General features: G+C 46.7%; 16 protein-coding genes. 8 read left to right on the top strand and 8 right to left on the bottom strand.

The genetic code is table 11. The features are described 5' to 3' along the window. The first annotated feature begins 371 nt into the window (after positions 1-371). From HG547_RS15155 to HG547_RS15140, 4 genes are read left to right on the top strand one after another with little or no spacing between them, the layout of a single operon-like run. Positions 372-893 carry a hypothetical protein gene (locus HG547_RS15155; RefSeq protein WP_037423157.1) on the top strand — a complete coding sequence of 174 codons (522 nt, stop codon included), beginning with the start codon at positions 372-374 and terminating at the stop codon, positions 891-893. Between the two features lie 48 nt (positions 894-941). Further along, positions 942-1,619: a response regulator transcription factor gene (locus HG547_RS15150; RefSeq protein ID WP_011621087.1), complete on the top strand. Its 678-nt coding sequence runs from the start codon at positions 942-944 to the stop codon at positions 1,617-1,619. Positions 1,620-1,668: 49 nt separating this feature from the next. After that, a complete protein-coding gene (locus HG547_RS15145; RefSeq protein ID WP_088586528.1) occupies positions 1,669-2,925 on the top strand; it encodes a HAMP domain-containing histidine kinase in 1,257 nt (418 codons plus the stop codon). A 32-nt stretch (positions 2,926-2,957) separates the two neighbouring features. Continuing rightward, the gene (locus tag HG547_RS15140; RefSeq protein ID WP_169548276.1) at positions 2,958-3,644 is read left to right on the top strand and encodes a TIGR01621 family pseudouridine synthase; all 687 of its coding nucleotides are present in this window, start codon (positions 2,958-2,960) and stop codon (positions 3,642-3,644) included. Between the two features lie 4 nt (positions 3,645-3,648). Here HG547_RS15140 and HG547_RS15135 read toward each other — a convergent pair whose 3' ends face one another. After that, positions 3,649-4,827: a GGDEF domain-containing protein gene (locus tag HG547_RS15135; RefSeq protein ID WP_144345231.1), complete on the bottom strand. Its 1,179-nt coding sequence runs from the start codon at positions 4,825-4,827 to the stop codon at positions 3,649-3,651. A gap of 220 nt (positions 4,828-5,047) precedes the next feature. Between HG547_RS15135 and HG547_RS15130 the strand changes: the two genes are divergently transcribed. Next, complete coding sequence (locus HG547_RS15130) at positions 5,048-5,167, top strand: YqaE/Pmp3 family membrane protein (protein WP_342194794.1); 120 nt, start codon at positions 5,048-5,050, stop codon at positions 5,165-5,167. Between the two features lie 76 nt (positions 5,168-5,243). Here the strand turns inward: HG547_RS15130 and HG547_RS15125 are convergent, their stop codons facing one another. Then, positions 5,244-7,418, bottom strand: coding sequence for a TonB-dependent receptor (locus HG547_RS15125; protein ID WP_169548275.1), 2,175 nt, complete (start codon positions 7,416-7,418; stop codon positions 5,244-5,246). A gap of 303 nt (positions 7,419-7,721) precedes the next feature. Between HG547_RS15125 and HG547_RS15120 the strand changes: the two genes are divergently transcribed. Next, positions 7,722-7,880, top strand: a complete 159-nt coding sequence (locus HG547_RS15120) for a DUF2986 domain-containing protein (RefSeq protein ID WP_037425046.1) — start codon at positions 7,722-7,724, stop codon at positions 7,878-7,880. Positions 7,881-7,916: 36 nt separating this feature from the next. On the opposite strand, the gene HG547_RS15115 is transcribed toward HG547_RS15120, so the two are convergent. From HG547_RS15115 to HG547_RS15100, 4 genes are all read right to left on the bottom strand, one after another. Continuing rightward, positions 7,917-8,429: a M23 family metallopeptidase gene (locus HG547_RS15115; RefSeq protein WP_169548274.1), complete on the bottom strand. Its 513-nt coding sequence runs from the start codon at positions 8,427-8,429 to the stop codon at positions 7,917-7,919. Positions 8,430-8,451: 22 nt separating this feature from the next. Beyond that, positions 8,452-9,030 carry a hypothetical protein gene (locus HG547_RS15110; protein ID WP_169548273.1) on the bottom strand — a complete coding sequence of 193 codons (579 nt, stop codon included), beginning with the start codon at positions 9,028-9,030 and terminating at the stop codon, positions 8,452-8,454. 3 nt (positions 9,031-9,033) lie between these two features. After that, positions 9,034-9,699 carry a CHAP domain-containing protein gene (locus tag HG547_RS15105; protein ID WP_169548272.1) on the bottom strand — a complete coding sequence of 222 codons (666 nt, stop codon included), beginning with the start codon at positions 9,697-9,699 and terminating at the stop codon, positions 9,034-9,036. Positions 9,700-9,910: 211 nt separating this feature from the next. After that, positions 9,911-11,254, bottom strand: coding sequence for an anaerobic C4-dicarboxylate transporter (locus HG547_RS15100; RefSeq protein WP_037423187.1), 1,344 nt, complete (start codon positions 11,252-11,254; stop codon positions 9,911-9,913). Positions 11,255-11,535: 281 nt separating this feature from the next. Between HG547_RS15100 and HG547_RS15095 the strand changes: the two genes are divergently transcribed. Beyond that, positions 11,536-12,714 (top strand): monodechloroaminopyrrolnitrin synthase PrnB family protein, encoded by a 1,179-nt coding sequence (locus tag HG547_RS15095; RefSeq protein WP_144376051.1) that lies wholly within the window; start codon positions 11,536-11,538, stop codon positions 12,712-12,714. A 4-nt stretch (positions 12,715-12,718) separates the two neighbouring features. Continuing rightward, the gene (locus HG547_RS15090) at positions 12,719-13,840 is read left to right on the top strand and encodes an aminotransferase class V-fold PLP-dependent enzyme (protein WP_169548271.1); all 1,122 of its coding nucleotides are present in this window, start codon (positions 12,719-12,721) and stop codon (positions 13,838-13,840) included. A 142-nt stretch (positions 13,841-13,982) separates the two neighbouring features. On the opposite strand, the gene HG547_RS15085 is transcribed toward HG547_RS15090, so the two are convergent. Together HG547_RS15085 and glnA are read right to left on the bottom strand one after the other, a co-directional pair. After that, a complete protein-coding gene (locus HG547_RS15085) occupies positions 13,983-14,306 on the bottom strand; it encodes a YceK/YidQ family lipoprotein (RefSeq protein WP_099457306.1) in 324 nt (107 codons plus the stop codon). Positions 14,307-14,813: 507 nt separating this feature from the next. Continuing rightward, positions 14,814-16,223, bottom strand: coding sequence for a glutamate--ammonia ligase (glnA, locus tag HG547_RS15080; RefSeq protein WP_037425030.1), 1,410 nt, complete (start codon positions 16,221-16,223; stop codon positions 14,814-14,816). Positions 16,224-16,825 lie beyond the last annotated feature (602 nt).

Below are 16,825 nucleotides of genomic sequence, written 5' to 3'. Positions count from 1 at the left end.
AACAATGGGATTGAATTGCCAATCGTACTTTTTGACGACACAGATGCGCTAAAATACCAGCTGAAATTCAATTAGTGTGATTTTAAATGGCTAAATGATGGCGTTTTACGGTAAATGTCATGCTTCAAAATCCCCAGATGATCAAAGCTTAATCTTGTTTCCATCGGTGTTTCAGTCGCTATTAGGTAAACTGAATGCATTCGTCAGTGTTTGCTGAGTTTGAATCAAGTGGATTGAGCAATTCACATGAGTGATGAACTAGGCGCCATCATGGGCAAACAGGGATAAAAGCGATGGGATTTTGGTACGCCATCGACATCTAACTGATTGTCTCATAAGATACAAACTTAGCCGATTTTTATGGAGGAACCATGAGACTATGGTTGCTAGGATTCATGTTGGTATCTGGGATTGCCACCGCAGCCCAGAGCATGTATTCGATGCTTTCGAGCGGTGAGTATCAGCCGCCGTTAAGCGTGATGCAGCAAATTGAGAAGGAGTTTCCTGGCGTGATTGCCGAGTTTGAAATGGAAATGCAGGAAGGCGAGTTGGTCTACCAGTTTGAGTTGATTAATCCGCTGGCGAATGCAATTACCCGTTTCGAATATCGGGCGCGAGATGGTAAGTTATTGAAACAAAAAGCGGGTAAAGTCACAGCCGATGATGTCGGCGAGGTGGAAGCCGCACGCCTTATCAACACTAAGCATCAAACCTTCTCCGGCATTATTGCAATGGCGACTCAGGATCATAAGGCCTTTCTGACCGATGCTAAATTAGACCATGACTTAGGTATCAGTTACTTAGAGTTAAAGTTGCTGGACGATACAGGCAAGTATAAATTGGCATTCGATATTGAAAATTTACGACAGTTACCTTTACTTAAGTGGGATTAGCACGCTGAGTATTACCGCTAAGTGAAGACAGGGGAGCGCAGCATACAGATGAAAATACTTTTAGTTGAAGATGATGCGACAACGATCGACTACATCGTTAAAGGATTTCTTGAGCAGGGACATAATATTGAGACCGCCAGCGATGGTCATCAAGGTCTACTGCAAGCCACGAGTGGTCAGTACGACCTCTTGATTCTCGACCGCATGTTGCCCCAACTCGATGGGTTGAAACTGCTGGCCGCTCTTAGAGCAACTGGCAACCAAACTCCAGTGCTTATCCTGTCAGCGCTGGCCCATGTGGATGAAAGGGTAAAAGGTCTGCGTGCGGGTGGCGATGATTATATGACTAAGCCCTTTGCCTTTTCGGAGCTGCTTGTACGTGCCGAAAAGTTGATGCAACGGGGCCAATCCGTACCTATTACCACAGATCTGGTGGTCGGCGGCTTAAAAATGGAGCTGCTAACACGCAACGTGACCTTAGATGGCCACGATTTAATGCTGCAACCCAAAGAATTCCAACTGCTTAAGTATCTGATGGAACACGCTAATCAGGTTATTAGTCGGACGCTATTATTTGAAGCTGTGTGGGATTATCATTTTGATCCCCGTACCAATGTGATCGACGTGCATATCGCCAAGTTACGTCGCAAGTTTGAAGAGTTAGGCCACGGTGAATTGATTGAAACCGTAAGGGGAGCGGGTTATCGCTTACGCCAAAGGCATTAAGCCTTACCAAAGCAGCGCCTGGCGCATCACTATTATCTTCTCGACTTTAGTGACTGTGATCATAGGCGCTTTGCTGTTTGCCCTTTATCGGCAACTTATTATCGAACAGCAGTACCAAGTGACTCAGTATCTTGAGTCCGAAACCCAACGCTATCAGCAGCTTGCTCTTACTGTCGACCGTCGCAGTTTTGCGGCGCAAATTCGTGCTGCCGATCCGCAGACGGCGCTTATCGCTTGGCGCAATAGCTATGATATGGTTGGCGCCTTAAGCTTTATGCCCGAAGGTATGCCCATGCTGCCGCAAACGCGGGATTTCCCGATTTTGACTGGCGGCCCTGATAAGTTGCATATCCTTACTGGCGGTCTAGTGATGACCCGCTATGGCCCCGTACTTATCGCCACCCGTACCGACAACTTAGCCACACTCATCGATAAATTTATCAGCGCAGCGGCCACGGCCGTGATGTTGACCATAGTGTTAACCTTAGCGCTGGGCTATCTGTTTTCTAAAGCAATTTTACGCCGTTTAGTGCAGTACAACCGTTTAAGTGAGCAAATTGAGCGTGGGCATTATGATACGCGTCTGCCGCTCAGTTGGCGTCAGGACGAGTTTGATATGTTGGCGCTGCAATTTAACAACGTGCTGGATATTCTTGAGAATAACCTGATGGCGGTGCGTGGTGTGACTGACAATATCGCCCACGATTTGCGCACGCCTTTATCCCATATTCGCATTGGTCTTGAGGAGTTGGCGGCCAAATCTCCCGATGAAATCAGTGAGGGCTGTGCGATTTTGACCGAAGAGCTTGACCACTGCCTTGCGACCTTCGATGCCATGCTCTCGCTGACACGCATTGAGGAAGGGCAGCAAACCTTAGATTTGCAGGAGCTGAGTTTGGCGCAGCTATGTACCGATTTGCTGGAAATGGCCGATGCAGTTGCGGAGTCGAATGAGCAAACCTTGAGCCTGTCGCTGCTATCTGACCATAAAATTTATGGTGACAAGTATCTGTTGTTCCAAGCCTTATATAACTTGGTCGACAATGCGATGAAATATTCAGGCCAAGGCGCACGTATCGATATTATTCAATCCAGTGCCCAAATTAAGATTTGCGATAACGGTCCTGGGATCCCCGATGACAGCAAGGAAAGAGTATTTGAGCGTCTAGTGCGGCTCGACCCCAGCCGCCATTTGCAGGGTACAGGTTTAGGATTATCTATGGTCAAAGCCATTCTATCGCGGCACAATGCGCAAATTACTCTTTCGGATAATCATCCTGGCCTTGTGGTTACTATCCAGTTTTAGGCCAATATCCGCGTGACAGTGTTAGGAACCCCATGTACCGAATCATAGCCAATGAGGCTGATTTTCTTGTTATTTCTAAATCGCCGAATGTGCACTTTCACAGCCAAGATGGCACCGCGGGTGTCGTTGCGCAGCTGGAGCATGATTTGGGGATTAAGCTCTTTGCCGTGCATCGGCTCGATACCCCGACCTCAGGGCTGTTACTGTTAGCCAAACATCCGGCGGCGGCGCGGCAGTTGACTGAGCTGTTTAGCGCCCATCGAGTACAGAAATACTATCTCGCCCTCGCTAAAGGTAAGCCTAAAAAGAAGCAAGGCTGGGTGATTGGCGATATGGCTAAATCCCGCCGCAGTATGTTTAAGTTACTGCGTACCAAAGAAAATCCAGCGATTACCCAATTCTTTTCCGTCAGTGTTGGCGATGGGCTAAGGCTGTATTTGCTCAAACCCCATTCGGGTAAAACCCATCAGTTACGGGTAGCGCTTGCTAGCCTTGGGGTACCGATTTTAGGCGATGCCCTCTATGGCTCCGATGTCGCCGACCGCTGTTATTTGCACGCCTATTGCCTGCATTTTCGTTATCAACATGAGGATGGCAGTTGGCAGAATTATGCGTATCTTGATATGCCTGAGCAGGGTGAGCTCTTTTTAACTGAGACTGTCAGTGAGGCGCTGACATTTTGGCAAGCACCAGAGACTTTAGATTGGCCTGATCGATAGGTGTTTATTGGGAGGGGAATGCTTGGCAGATCCGGTCGCGCCCCTCAGACTTTGCTTGATACATGGCATGATCGGCTTCAATCAATAGTTTGTCTGGCTGACATCCTTGATAAATCGTGGCGTAACCCACGCTTGCGCAAAGTTGGACTTTTTTATCCTGCCAGTTAATCGGATTTTCCCTCAGTACCCGATGTAATTTATCCGCAACGGCTCTTGCGGATGGTGCGCTTGTGGCTGGCAGTAAAACCAAAAACTCTTCCCCACCATGACGACACAGGACATCGTGTTCCCGTAATACCGAGTTAAATAATCTTGCCGCCGTCAGCAGGGCGAGGTCACCAACATCATGACCATAGTGATCATTTATGTGTTTGAAATGGTCGAGATCGAGCAAGATCACGCTATAAGGCTCTGCATTTTTCTGCCAGCGTTGGTGGGTTGTGGAGAGTCTTTTTTGCATTGCGCGTCGATTCCACAGCCCTGTGAGCTGGTCTTTTTCAGCCAACATTCTGATTTTACTCACCAGACGAGTCATCGCATTACCTATCATCAGGATATTGATAAGTAAGGCTAAGAACACATAAAACCACAGCACAGGAATGGCTTCAATCGTGTGCATGGCAATAAATATTGGCGTTTCACTCGGCGATAACAGGGCGATGAAAAACCGAATCATGAAGATGATAGCCATCGCGATTAAGGGGGTGATCATGGCAATCGCTATCTTATTGCCAGTCTCTCTGCGGATAGCGTAATAGTTATCTCGACTGAGCATCACAAAAGATAGTGCTGCATTGGCTGAGAAAAGCATGGCGAGTATCGGCTGAGATTGGACATTTGGGGGAACCATCAACATGAGTGCTGCGGTGATTGCGAGCATAGTCAGATCGAACTTAGTGCTGTGCTGTAAGCGGAACAGATATTGTGTACCCCAACGCAGCATGATAAATCCGAGTAAGATAACAATATCTGCGCAAAACCAGTAGAGGTAACTATTTGATTCGGTTCTTAGAGTGTTGAGAATGATGCCGATAAATACACAGATATTCGCAAGGGAAAAGCGTATGCTGGCTAATTTGGCAATGTTCAATGGTTTGGCGATTAATCCCCATGCAATAGCGGCTGTACCTGTCAGTAGACAGATAAATTTAATCAGTAGAAGGGCTTGGGGATCAAATTCCATGGCGGCGTTCAATTTTCCTTTAACTATAGATGGCTTTTGGCATTTTTGTTTAAATTGGCTGAATGTTAAGTAAAGACCTGTGCCACAACGCCCAAGCCACAGGTTGATAATGCAATGGTTTCAAACCGGTGGGCTAACGACGAAGTTAAAAACTGCTTACTCGTCATTTATTACGGTTTAAGGATGGCCTGCTGTCGATATAAACAAATGACTATGAGTCATTATTGCGATTCTATTGCCTCCCGTTGTGGTATTTTTAAACGCGGGCGTAGGCAAAGATCTGTTAATTATCATAGTGCTGTGTTTATTTTTCGGGTTCCCGCTCTACCGTTGTCACTAAGGTGTAGCGTGTTTCAATGAGCCAATAAAAAGCGCAACCTAAGTTGCGCTGATTATCGATTTCACCTGTTCGTTAATTAAAACGCCACGGTATAACCTATAGTGGCAGTACGACCCATACCTTTGAAATAACGATCATTTGTACCCATGGTTTGTGAGTAGTAGTTGAAATAATCCTTATTAAACAGGTTTTGTACACCGATGCTTAAGGTACCCGTGTAGAGCGGCATTGAAAATGACGCGTCGACAGTGGTGTAACCATCAAACTCGGCATATTTAGCACCTTTGGCATTTTCAAAATCACGGTCCATAAAGTAATTTGCTTGAACACGTGTCGACATTTCATTATCGAAGCTGTGGGTCCAGAATAAGTTGATACGATTCGGGGAAATATTGGCGCCATCGAGATCGGTATCGACCTTATTATCACCGTTTACATCGTATTCGCCCCGTTGCAGTGCGATGTTCATGCCCAAGTCATCATTGCTTGTTAGATAAGCGGTAACATTCGCTTCGATCCCATCAATGACGCTTTTTTCACGTTTTACATCATAGAAACCGTCGCTGTTTAAGGCTAAACGGGCACCAAAATCGGTAGCAGAACGGTAGTAAGCAATCTTAGCACTTAAGAAACTACCTTGATAATCGGCACCCAATTCAACGTTATCCGTCACGATTGGAGTTAAGGCTAAAGAGTCACTAATGCTTGGATTGGCGCCGGGGAAACTGTTTCCATCACGCAGAATACGGCCAATGTCTGGCATGCCAAAACCTTGGTTGTAGCTAGTGTAGACGCGGATATCCGGCGTGATTTTATAGGATAAACCGACATTGAATAAGGTTTCATCAAAGGTGGCTTCGCCCCCCGCGATTTGCTTATTGCCAGCGCCATAGAGGGTTTTGTAGTCATCAACATTGAGGGTAGCGTGCTCGTAACGCACACCGGTTGATACGGTTAAGTCTTTAATTAAATCATAGTCTAACTGTAGATACGGCGCGAAGTTATCATAGGTGCTTTCAGGTACCCAAGAGAACCCAGTTTTCACTAAGTCCTGTTCAGTCGTATCGCGGAACAAGTCGATACCATAGGCCGCATCGATGCCAGTATCTGCAATGTTTTTCGCGATTAACGAAGTTTTTAGGCCCCATTTAACCGAAGAGTTGCGTGATTGCTCGTAGTATAAGTGTTCGCCTTTGCTATTTACGCCGCATTGAACCACTTGATCGCTGCCTTCAAAGGAAGGATCGTAGAAGCTATCGAAGCAACCACCGCCGTACACCGCTTTAAAGTCTTGATTAAACAACTGCATGTTGAGCTGTTGGCCTGCAATGTTTTCGTGGCTATAGGTCAAACTAGTGGTGGTGACTTGGTTATTAGCCGCTTCCCAGGGCTGTTTTTGTTCCACTGCACCGGTTGGAATACCATTGGGTTTATTTCCTGCTACGGCCATCCAGTCGCCATTGTTATCCATGTTGTAATGGTTAACCATCAGCTCTAAGCGCGACTCGGTAAAGTTGTGGCCTAATTTGATGAAGAAGTCCTTACTCTGGCTATCCATAGACTCGCCTTGCGTGGTATCTACCCCAATCACATCGTGATTGGCATCGTAGTAAACCCCGTTATTGCGATAGCTGACCGAGCCTAGCATATCGATCAATTCTGACTCGCCTGAAAACGCATAGCTGGCACCAAAACTGACACCGTTAGACTTGAGTGAGTCAGGGACTGTGACATCAAAACTGGCGACGTGCTGGTTATCGCCCGTGGGCTTTTTGGTGATGTAGTTGATAATACCGCCCTGTGCGCCTAGGCCGTGCATCGCATTGGCGCCGTGAATAATTTCAATGCGTTCAATCATTGCAGGATCGATAGTTTGTCCTGAGCGACCACCGCTGCGCAGCGGGTTCGATTGCGGCACGCCATCGATCATAATTAATGGTGCACGACCACGCAGGGTTTCACCTGTATTACTCATCTTTTGGCGGCTTGGTGAAAAGCTTGGCGCTAAGTTGCCGATAATGGTCGACAGATCTTTGGTGGTGCGGAACTGTTCTTCGAGTTGCACGCGGTCGATAATGGTCACTGTATTAGGAATCGAGCTTGGGGATTTGTCCATACGGCTCGCGGTCACGGTAATTCTTTCTATTTCTTTGTTCTTATTTATTTCCGTGTCGGATTTTTCTTGTGCAATAGCGGATTGAGTGAGTGCTGCAAAGACAGCGAGAGCAACAAACGAGGTTTTGAACGTCATATAACTTCCTGCTAAGGGCGTGTGAATTTGCTACACCGAATTCCTTGGCATCAGACTCTTCCGTTAAACAACATTGCAAATGATAGTGATTTTTATTAACTGCGGATGATAAGGAAGTCATTCAAGGTTGTCTAGTCGATCTGTAAATCAAACAAGCTAAAATGTGGCGTTTTTTGCAACTTGTGACTCGGATAGCAATTATAGGTGTATTAAGATTGAGGGTTTATCTTCATCCTACTGATTTGTTGCTGTGGCTTAGGATGACTATAATAGCGGCTTTAATTGTGCCTAAATACAACCCTTATGAACCGCAAAAAGAAAATTAATCAAACGCTTAAGCAGAAGGCGAAAAAAGCTAATGCCAAGCTTCACACCAGTAATAAACCTAAATATATCGCTAAGGCCGAACGAGTTGCACAGGCTCTCGCGGCAGAAAATGAGCTAGAAGTGCCCGTTGAGTGAGCCGTTAATCTCTAACAGTTAAATCCTCAATAAAGCTTACTTAGCCTCTAAATACTCAATGGGATTGAGATAAAAAGCCTTTTTATATCCTTGGGTTGAAGTGTCTATTCGCCAAGGTCTTGGGAACAGGCTTAAAATGGAATAGTGCAAATGGGGTGGTTTACCTTGAGCATTGCCAGTCGTACCGACTGTGCCTAGCGTTTCTCCACCTGTCGCGAATAAGCCTGTCGATGCTTCAATGTTGCCTAGGTGCGCAAAATAATGAATTTGCCATTTAGGGCCGAGTCCAACAACGACTTTTCCGCCTTTAAAAAAGTCACCTTTGTACAGCAGTAGCATGGGCGTTGGTGCGATAACCGGGGTACTCGTGGCCGCAAATATATCAATACCCTTGTGTGTGCCCGAACTTCCCCAAGGCTCATACCAAAAGGTTTGGCTATTCCAATCCTTATTCGTGGCACCTTTTACGGGGATGATAGGCTGCTCAGGCACTAGGCATCCGGCAAGGAAAAAGAGTGCGAGAATGAATGCGATATATTTCAGTTTCATTGTTATCTCTTACATAAATCTTTTAGTGAAACTCACTGAATTCAAACCAGTTTGTCGGATATTGCAGGCGCTCGGTTTCACCAAGTGATAACCAATAGGGGCGCCAAAACGCATCGCACCAAAACTCAAGGTTCCCTTGCAAACTCCCAAGTGTATCAGGATCAACATCGGGAAAACTTTCCCAAGGAGCAGGCGGCGCGGCCTTAAAGGTAATAAGCTGTTGCAATAGATTGATATCATTGGTGATGAGCAGTACGCAGAACCCCGCAAAATCAGCATATTGTTGTAAAAATACTGTTGTCTGTAGGCTGGTGTGATGCAGTACACCATTAAATGGCATGTCAGAACCTACATGCTCGAATCCTGCTTGGCAAAGTAAAGTGTCGAGTCGTTGTTTATCTTGATCATTCAACAAGCAATGGAGTTGATAGGCGGATAATTCAGTCTGAGTTATTGGCGTGACTAAGGGATAAGCTTGGTGGCGAGGTAAAGTGAGACTCGCAGTTACCTCGCCACCAAAGAGTGCTTGAAGATCCGTTGCCTGCGAGCGGGTTGTCGCTTTTATGGCTAATAGCCGTTTTACCCAGTTAAAAATCCCCATAGCTTATTCCTTAATGGCCATCGCAGGGTCGATAAAGCCGCCTGTTTCTGTTATCACCTTAGGGCTTATTGCCTCCCAGCGTAACCATCCTTTGGCGCGTGGTGCGTTTATATACCAGAGTCCAGCCCGTTGTTCTAATTGAAAATATTCCCTTGATGGGGCAAATGGGCCGGGGTTTTGCTGGGCGATTTCGATACTGTTGTCCGTGACGGCCGCGATAATGGCGACATGGCCATAGGGATTAAACATCCATGGGGCAAAGACCAGCAAATCATCTGCCATAGGTTTGCTTTGGCTGCCATTGGTAAATTGGCGCAGTGCACGTTTTTCGTTCCAACTGCCATCAGTGAGCAGATTATCGAAGAAGTCTCTGGCGTGCCCAAAACTGTCAGGCATTTTGTGTTGATATCGTTGGTAAAAGTAGCGCTTAACAAATTCTACGCACTGATATTTTATGCCGAGGTTATAGCCGTCGAGGGAGAGGTTGCGTCCCTCATTAGTGTTGACGCCACCGTTATAGTAAATCTCGATTCCATTGAGGGAGTCGATAACGTCACCCACTTGGTGATCAGTGTTGAAGTGATAGCGTGTAAACAACTGATAGCCGAGACAACTGACGCTAAGCCCCAGACCCACAATCAGCATCCATAAGCGAAAACCTTTAATCATCTTTAGTACGACATTCTCAAAAGATAAATTGATTCAGCATGATATAAGGCGGGATTGTATGCTGCTGTTGCTAAAGACGTCTAGCTGATAAGGGAATGTGGCGGGAGCTTAATACTTTCGTACTGAGCGCTTGCACATCTTTAATTCGTCAGGCCGATAGCGTTAATGTGCTATCGGCCTGATTATACGTGCTTATTAACGCAAACTAACTTTACAGTAGCGCAGTTGCCAACAGATAACCCACGGTTGATGCGGTACTAACACCAATCAGTCCTGGGATAATAAAGCTGTGGTTAATGATGAACTTACCAATTTTAGTGGTACCTGAGCGATCGAAACCGATACAGGCCAAATCGCTTGGATAAGTGGGCAGCACAAAGTAGCCATAACTGGCGGGTAAAAAAGCAATTAATAGCTTAGGATCGACACCTAAAGCTAATCCCATCGGTGCAATCGCCGTGAGCGCGGCCGCTTGGCTATTGACCAGTTTGGAGATTAAAAACAGCACTAGGGCATAGGTCCAAGGCTGGTTTTGCACCACGTGGGAGAGGTTTTCCTTCAGTACATCCATATGGCTGATAAAGTAAGTATCGCTCATCCACGCCACGCCAAATACCGAGAATATCGCCACCATACCCGCTTTAAAAACTGGACCATTGGCAATTTCAGCTGGCTTGACTTTGCAGCTCATCAAAATAAAAGCGCCTGCAATCAACATCATCATTTGGATCACTAGGTTCATCGACAGTGGTGCGAGCTTGCCTTTCTCTTCAAACACTGGACGCAGCTCGCTAAAGGAGCCAAGTAACACCACTGCGGCGATAGCGGCAAAGAAGATCCCTGTTGCCCAATACGCTTCTTTGGGGAAGGTTTGATTCAGCAGCGTTTCGCCCTTGTCGTAGATAAAGGCTCTTTGCACAGGATCTTGAATTCGTTCTTGAAACTCTTCGTCCTTATCTAAATCTTTGCCGCGACGTAGGCTCCACAGTGCCGCCACTAACACACCGCAAAGAGAGGCGGGCACCGACACCATTAAAATGTCCAGCATGCTGTAGGCATGGCCGACGCCGTGCTGCGCCGCCAAAATCGATACCATAGAGACCACTGCGACTGATACAGGGGAGGCGCAGATCGCCATTTGCGAGGCGACCGAGGCCACCGCCATTGGGCGTTCTGGGCGAATGTTTTTCTTCAGAGCAATGTCAGAGATAATCGGGAACATGGTGTAAACCACATGGCCTGTACCGCACAAAAAGGTGAGCGTCCATGTAGTTAACGGTGCCAGAATGGTGATGTACTGTGGATGGCGGCGCAGTAAACGTTCGGCAAACTGCATCATCACATCTAAGCCGCCTGCGGTTTGCAACACGGCGGCACAACCGATAACCGCAAGAATGGTTAACATCACTTGCACTGGTGGCTGTCCGGGGGCGAGACCAAAGACAAACGTCAGTAAAAATAAACCTATACCACTTATCAACCCGAGCCCCATACCACCATAGCGGGTGCCCAGTAGCAAGCAGCCGAGTACGACAATAAATTCCATTAAAATCATTTTGATTTACCCCTGCGGAACCTGCCGCGCTATTTGTATTAGAACTAGCTGTATTTGGCGTTATTTTGCGAGGCGATTGACTTTGATAACTTGCGCTGGCGCAAGGTGTAAATAAAAAGTGGCATTAGATTTTTCATAAATTTGAGCTAGCGCTAGAAACGTGTCGCCAGAAGTTGCATCCTTGTTAACTCGGAAGCGCTAATGACGCCTGTAGCCAAGTGAAACATGCCCTAGTACTTGCTCCGGTAAAAATAACCATAACAATCGCCAAGGATGTCCAAGTGAAACCTGCCACCTATAATACCGAAGCCTTCGATGAGTGGATCCGCAGCCGCTTTGTAGAACTCAACTCGCAGCTCGAACAGCTTTATGACCAGCAGACCGACCGTGCCAATGTGCAGGGGATTGGCACTGAGCTTAAGCACACTTTGGAAAGCGAAGGGCGAGGGCTGATTAAGGCTTTGCTCGATGAGGGCAATACCGACGAAGGCTTTGATAGTGCTTTTGATTTGCTAGGCAATGTTGGCCTGTATATGGCCGCCTGCCGCCGCCATGAAATTACTGAGCCAACACGTGAGACCACCTCGCCACTTCTTGAAGCGTCAGCGCTGGCGATGCATATCGGCGCCTCAATTGGAGTCACGCCGCGCTTTGCTACCGCCCATTTAACCACCCATAACCGCGCCCATAATGGTATCTACAAACGCTTTACCGATCTGCCCGATGAAAAACTGTTTGTGGATTACAACACTAAAGGCATTTTGGCCTATAAACGTGCCGCTGATGCGCTATTAAAAATCCAGCCTTTGGGGATTTCTCATCCAATTAGTCACGATTTACTGCGCGTCGCTAAGCAGGCATTGCAGGATGTGATTGATTCGAATACGCAGTTATTCAATCGTTTAGATACGGACCGTTTCTTCTACTGTGTCCGCCCATATTACAAACCCTATCGGGTTGGTTCTGTGGTGTATCGTGGCGCCAATGCGGGCGACTTTGCCGGGATTAACGTTATCGATTTAACCCTAGGTTTATGTTTTGCCAACGAAGCATCTTATTCGCAAATGCTGGTGGATAAGTTTTTATACATGATGCCGGAGGATCAGCAAATCCTGCGGGAATGCATGCGCCGCCCGAATTTAATGGATGATTTTATCCATTCAATGGGGTATCGCCATCAAGATTGGTATCAAGAAAACCTCAAGCTGTTTATCGAAGTCTGTGAATTGCATGGGCAAACCGCCATCCAGCATCACAATGAATTAGTGACTAAATACATTGCAGAACCTTCGGTCAGCATGGAACAACAACATTTAGCCAAAGTGACCGCCAGCGGCCCACCATTGCATGTACTGCTCGCCTCCCTTGAGCGTTTAAGGGATAGACGCGCGGCCGTATTACGTGACGATATTCGCACCCGTTATTATGATTTGAAAAAACTCAAAGACAGTTTGAGGTAAGGCCATGCTGCTAAATGTAAAACAGGATTTTTGCCTCGCAGGCCCTGGATATCTGCTTAACCATTCCGTGGGGCGGCCACTCAAATCGACCGAGCAGGCGTTTAAGCAGGCGTTTTTTGCACCTTGGCAGGAGTCTGGCCGCGAGCCTTGGGGTCAATGGTTAGGTGTCATTGATAACTTTACCGCGGCGCTGGCAAGCCTTTTTAATGGTCAGCCGCAGGAATTTTGCCCGCAGGTGAATCTATCGAGCGCATTGACCAAGTTGGTGATGTCACTGGATAGATTAAATCGCGATGGCGCCGTGGTGCTCATGAGCGAGATTGATTTTCCTAGCATGGGATTCGCCCTTAAAAAGGCATTGCCCGCAAGTTGTGAACTGCGCTTTATTCCCAAGGGCTTAGATGTTACCGACCCCAATGTGTGGGACGCACATATCAGCGACGATGTCGATTTAGTCTTTGTCAGCCATGCCTATTCTAACACGGGACAACAGGCCCCCCTCGCGCAGATTATCCCCCTTGCCCGTGAGCGTGGCTGCTTGAGCATAGTGGATGTGGCGCAATCGGCTGGGATTTTGCCGCTGGATTTAGCCAAGCTACAGCCAGATTTTATGATTGGTTCGAGTGTGAAATGGTTATGCTCCGGCCCCGGCGCTGCGTATCTGTGGGTCAATCCGGCTATTTTGCCCGAATGTCAGCCACAGGATGTGGGTTGGTTTAGCCATGAAAATCCCTTCGAGTTTGATATTCATGATTTTCGCTATCATCCAACAGCGTTGCGGTTTTGGGGCGGCACGCCTTCTATCGTCCCCTACGCTATTGCCGCCCATAGTATTCAATATTTTGCCAATATTGGCTCACTGGCGATGCGTGAGCATAACTTGCAACTGATGGCTCCAGTGGTACAGGCATTGGACAATGAGCTCGTCTCGCCTAGGGCAATCGATAAGCGTAGCGGTACGCTGATTTTGCAATTTGGCGAGCGGCAAGCGCCGATCATGGCGGCATTGGCTGAGGCGAATATCAGTGTCGATGCCCGCAGTTTAGGGATACGCGTATCGCCACATATTTATAACGATGAGGCCGATATCCTAAGGTTACTGGAGGTAATAAAAGCCCATCGTTAACGGATTGAATTTGGCTTACTCAGCCGACATGGCGTAATAGCCTTGAACAGGGAGCATGGCTCTGGGGCACCAAGGCGCCCCCTAATGCCGATGTCGTTAACCCATGCCCTGAGGCTGAGGTCATTTATGGGGGCGAATATGCTTAAATGCTGTAGCTGTAGTGGCAGAACATAGAACGCGGGGTTCGGAGCTTGGGATTACTGGGCGTGATAGCCAAATCGACTGGCAGCATCACGGTATCGACGATCAGCGAGCTACCCATATCGACCAGTGTCAGAGGGATAGTAAACAGCAGCAGTGGCGGGGCGGATAACGCAGAAACTATCGCACACTCCTCGCCATTATCAACAGCCGTTTGAACACTGGAGAAAGAATGCCCCCAAGTTGAATTTTCTCCCATCCTCGATGTTATTGTTGCACATCCCGTGAGAGACCAGCACACGACCAACCAAGTCAACCAACGCATAACCACTCCATTGTTTATATGTGAAAAACCGCATTGTTTCGGTATGAGCGACTCGCTTGATTAACTTTGGGCGTTAGTCTTATGGAACCCGAACTGGTTTTGTTCGACACCGATATATTCAGTTTTAGCAAGTCGGCATTCTAACCACATGAATATATGTGTCAATTATTCAGCAGCAGTAATGAGACAACAGTAAAGAGACTCCCAACTTTAGTGTCGCTGTAGTTAACGCCTCTGCCTATAAGTTAGTTTTATACCGCGTTTAGCTCAGTCTTAAACGACATCTGTCCCTATTGTTGTTATTGCAGTGGTGTCTGCTGGTATGCTTTCTTTTGATGATAAATAAGTGGTTGGCTATGTCGCCATTTAGAGAAAAGTGTTGGTCATTGAATCAGCATGAAAGTAGCGTATACCTTCAAGAAACAAAAAGCCCCATCAGCAAAACTGTTGGGGCTTTGATACTTTATGCATGCATTTATACAGTGAGTAATTGCATGCATCTAGCCATTACAGGCTGTAGTACATTTCAAACTCTAATGGGTGAGTTGTACGGCTTACACGCTCAGCTTCTGCAGATTTCAGTGCAATGTAAGATTGGATGAAATCTTCGCTAAATACACCGCCGCGAGTTAAGAATTCGTGGTCAGCTTGCAGGTTTTCAAGGGCGTTTTCTAATGAAGTCGCTACTTGTGGGATTTCAGCCGCTTCTTCCGCTGGCAGATCGTACAAGTCTTTATCCATCGCTTCGCCTGGATGGATCTTGTTTTGGATACCGTCGATACCCGCCATCAGCAGTGCTGCGAAACCTAAGTATGGGTTTGCATGTGGATCTGGGAAGCGAGTTTCGATACGACGACCTTTAGGGCTTGGTACCACTGGAATACGGATTGAAGCGCTGCGGTTACGTGCTGAGTAAGCTAACATCACTGGCGCTTCGAAGTGTGGTACTAAACGCTTGTAAGAGTTAGTGCTTGGGTTAGTGAAAGCGTTCAGTGCGCGAGCGTGCTTGATGATACCACCGATGTAGTACAGTGCAGTTTCACTTAAACCAGCGTATTTGTCGCCTGCGAACAGGTTTACGCCATCTTTCGCCAGAGATTGGTGAACGTGCATACCGCTACCGTTGTCACCAACGATTGGCTTAGGCATGAAAGTCGCCGTCTTACCGTAGGCGTGAGCCATGTTGTGTACTACGTATTTCAGAATTTGGATTTCGTCCGCTTTCTTAGTCAGGGTGTTGAAGCGAGTTGCGATTTCGTTTTGACCCGCAGTCGCCACTTCGTGGTGGTGAGCTTCAACTACTTGACCCATTTCTTCGAGCACTAAACACATAGCGCTACGTAAGTCTTGTGATGAGTCAACAGGCGCAACTGGGAAGTAACCGCCTTTCACGAATGGACGGTGACCAGTGTTGCCACCTTCGTAGCTAGTGCCAGAGTTCCATGCCGCTTCTTTAGCGTCGATTTTCACGAAACAACCAGACATATCAGTACCGAAACGAACATCGTCGAACAGGAAGAATTCTGGTTCTGGTCCAACTAATACAGTGTCAGCGATACCGGTAGAGCGTAAGTATTCTTCCGCTTTTTTCGCGATAGAACGTGGGTCGCGGTCATAACCAGTCATAGTGCCTGGCTCGAGAATGTCACAGCGGATCAGTGCAGTGGTTTCTTCGGTGAATGGATCCAGTACGAACGTAGTTGGGTCTGGCATCAGTACCATGTCTGATTCGTTAATGCCTTTCCAGCCAGCGATTGACGAGCCGTCAAACATTTTACCGTCTTCGAAGAAGTCAGCGTCTACCTGATGAGCTGGGATAGATACGTGCTGCTCTTTACCTTTGGTGTCGGTAAAACGTAAATCAACAAACTTAACTTCTAATTCTTCAAGTTGCTTTAAAACTGATTCAACTGACATTCTCAAGTCTCCGGTAGGGTAAAGGGATGTCCCTTCTATAATCTTTTAACTCAAGTAGTGCTTGAGCAAAACTTACTAGCTATAAAGCGATATCTATGCCAACAATTTAACTTGTTGATAATTAATAAATATGTGTTTTATTGCACTATCTTTAACTCTGTATTGCACTTTATTGGTGCGTTTTTATGTGGCATTTTGGTGCATTCATCCATTTTGGTGCGCGCCATTCGCCCCCCATTTTAGTGCAGTGACGATGAGCATCGGCTTGCTTGGTTAATTCATATCCATATTCAAGCTGAGCAGCATACTCGCTGTTAGCCTGTTACTATCCATTAGGCTCAGCAAAACAGAATGAATTTAGCATATAAATAAGTCTAGATAACCGCGTAAGGTCACTGTTTTCAGTGCTCGCCATAATGTCACAAAACAGTGAGATGCTAAGCTGTTTTTCTGATAATGATTCTGGCTTTTTTTCATTGATTATCATTAAAAATCAATTAATTAGTCTTGTTGTTCTTAGGTGGGAATAGAGTTTATTGAAACTGCGTCTAAAACCATTTATTGAGGCTATCGAGAAAATACTTAGGTAGCGGTTTGGCATA

Origin of the sequence: Shewanella sp. DNRA4, from assembly GCF_012843185.1 — a bacterium.
Lineage (GTDB): Bacteria > Pseudomonadota > Gammaproteobacteria > Enterobacterales > Shewanellaceae > Shewanella > Shewanella xiamenensis.
Note: the sequence above shows the minus strand (reverse complement) of the source record. Positions and strands in the feature narration are given on the sequence as shown.

Coding starts and splice junctions, on each gene's coding strand:
- HG547_RS15155 (WP_037423157.1), top strand. CDS start 372: ATGAGACTATGGTTGCTAGGATTCATGTTGGTATCTGGGATTGCCACC.
- HG547_RS15150 (WP_011621087.1), top strand. CDS start 942: ATGAAAATACTTTTAGTTGAAGATGATGCGACAACGATCGACTACATC.
- HG547_RS15140 (WP_169548276.1), top strand. CDS start 2,958: ATGTACCGAATCATAGCCAATGAGGCTGATTTTCTTGTTATTTCTAAA.
- HG547_RS15135 (WP_144345231.1), bottom strand. CDS start 4,827: ATGGAATTTGATCCCCAAGCCCTTCTACTGATTAAATTTATCTGTCTA.
- HG547_RS15125 (WP_169548275.1), bottom strand. CDS start 7,418: ATGACGTTCAAAACCTCGTTTGTTGCTCTCGCTGTCTTTGCAGCACTC.
- HG547_RS15120 (WP_037425046.1), top strand. CDS start 7,722: ATGAACCGCAAAAAGAAAATTAATCAAACGCTTAAGCAGAAGGCGAAA.
- HG547_RS15115 (WP_169548274.1), bottom strand. CDS start 8,429: ATGAAACTGAAATATATCGCATTCATTCTCGCACTCTTTTTCCTTGCC.
- HG547_RS15110 (WP_169548273.1), bottom strand. CDS start 9,030: ATGGGGATTTTTAACTGGGTAAAACGGCTATTAGCCATAAAAGCGACA.
- HG547_RS15105 (WP_169548272.1), bottom strand. CDS start 9,699: ATGATTAAAGGTTTTCGCTTATGGATGCTGATTGTGGGTCTGGGGCTT.
- HG547_RS15100 (WP_037423187.1), bottom strand. CDS start 11,254: ATGATTTTAATGGAATTTATTGTCGTACTCGGCTGCTTGCTACTGGGC.
- HG547_RS15090 (WP_169548271.1), top strand. CDS start 12,719: ATGCTGCTAAATGTAAAACAGGATTTTTGCCTCGCAGGCCCTGGATAT.
- HG547_RS15085 (WP_099457306.1), bottom strand. CDS start 14,306: ATGCGTTGGTTGACTTGGTTGGTCGTGTGCTGGTCTCTCACGGGATGT.
- glnA (WP_037425030.1), bottom strand. CDS start 16,223: ATGTCAGTTGAATCAGTTTTAAAGCAACTTGAAGAATTAGAAGTTAAG.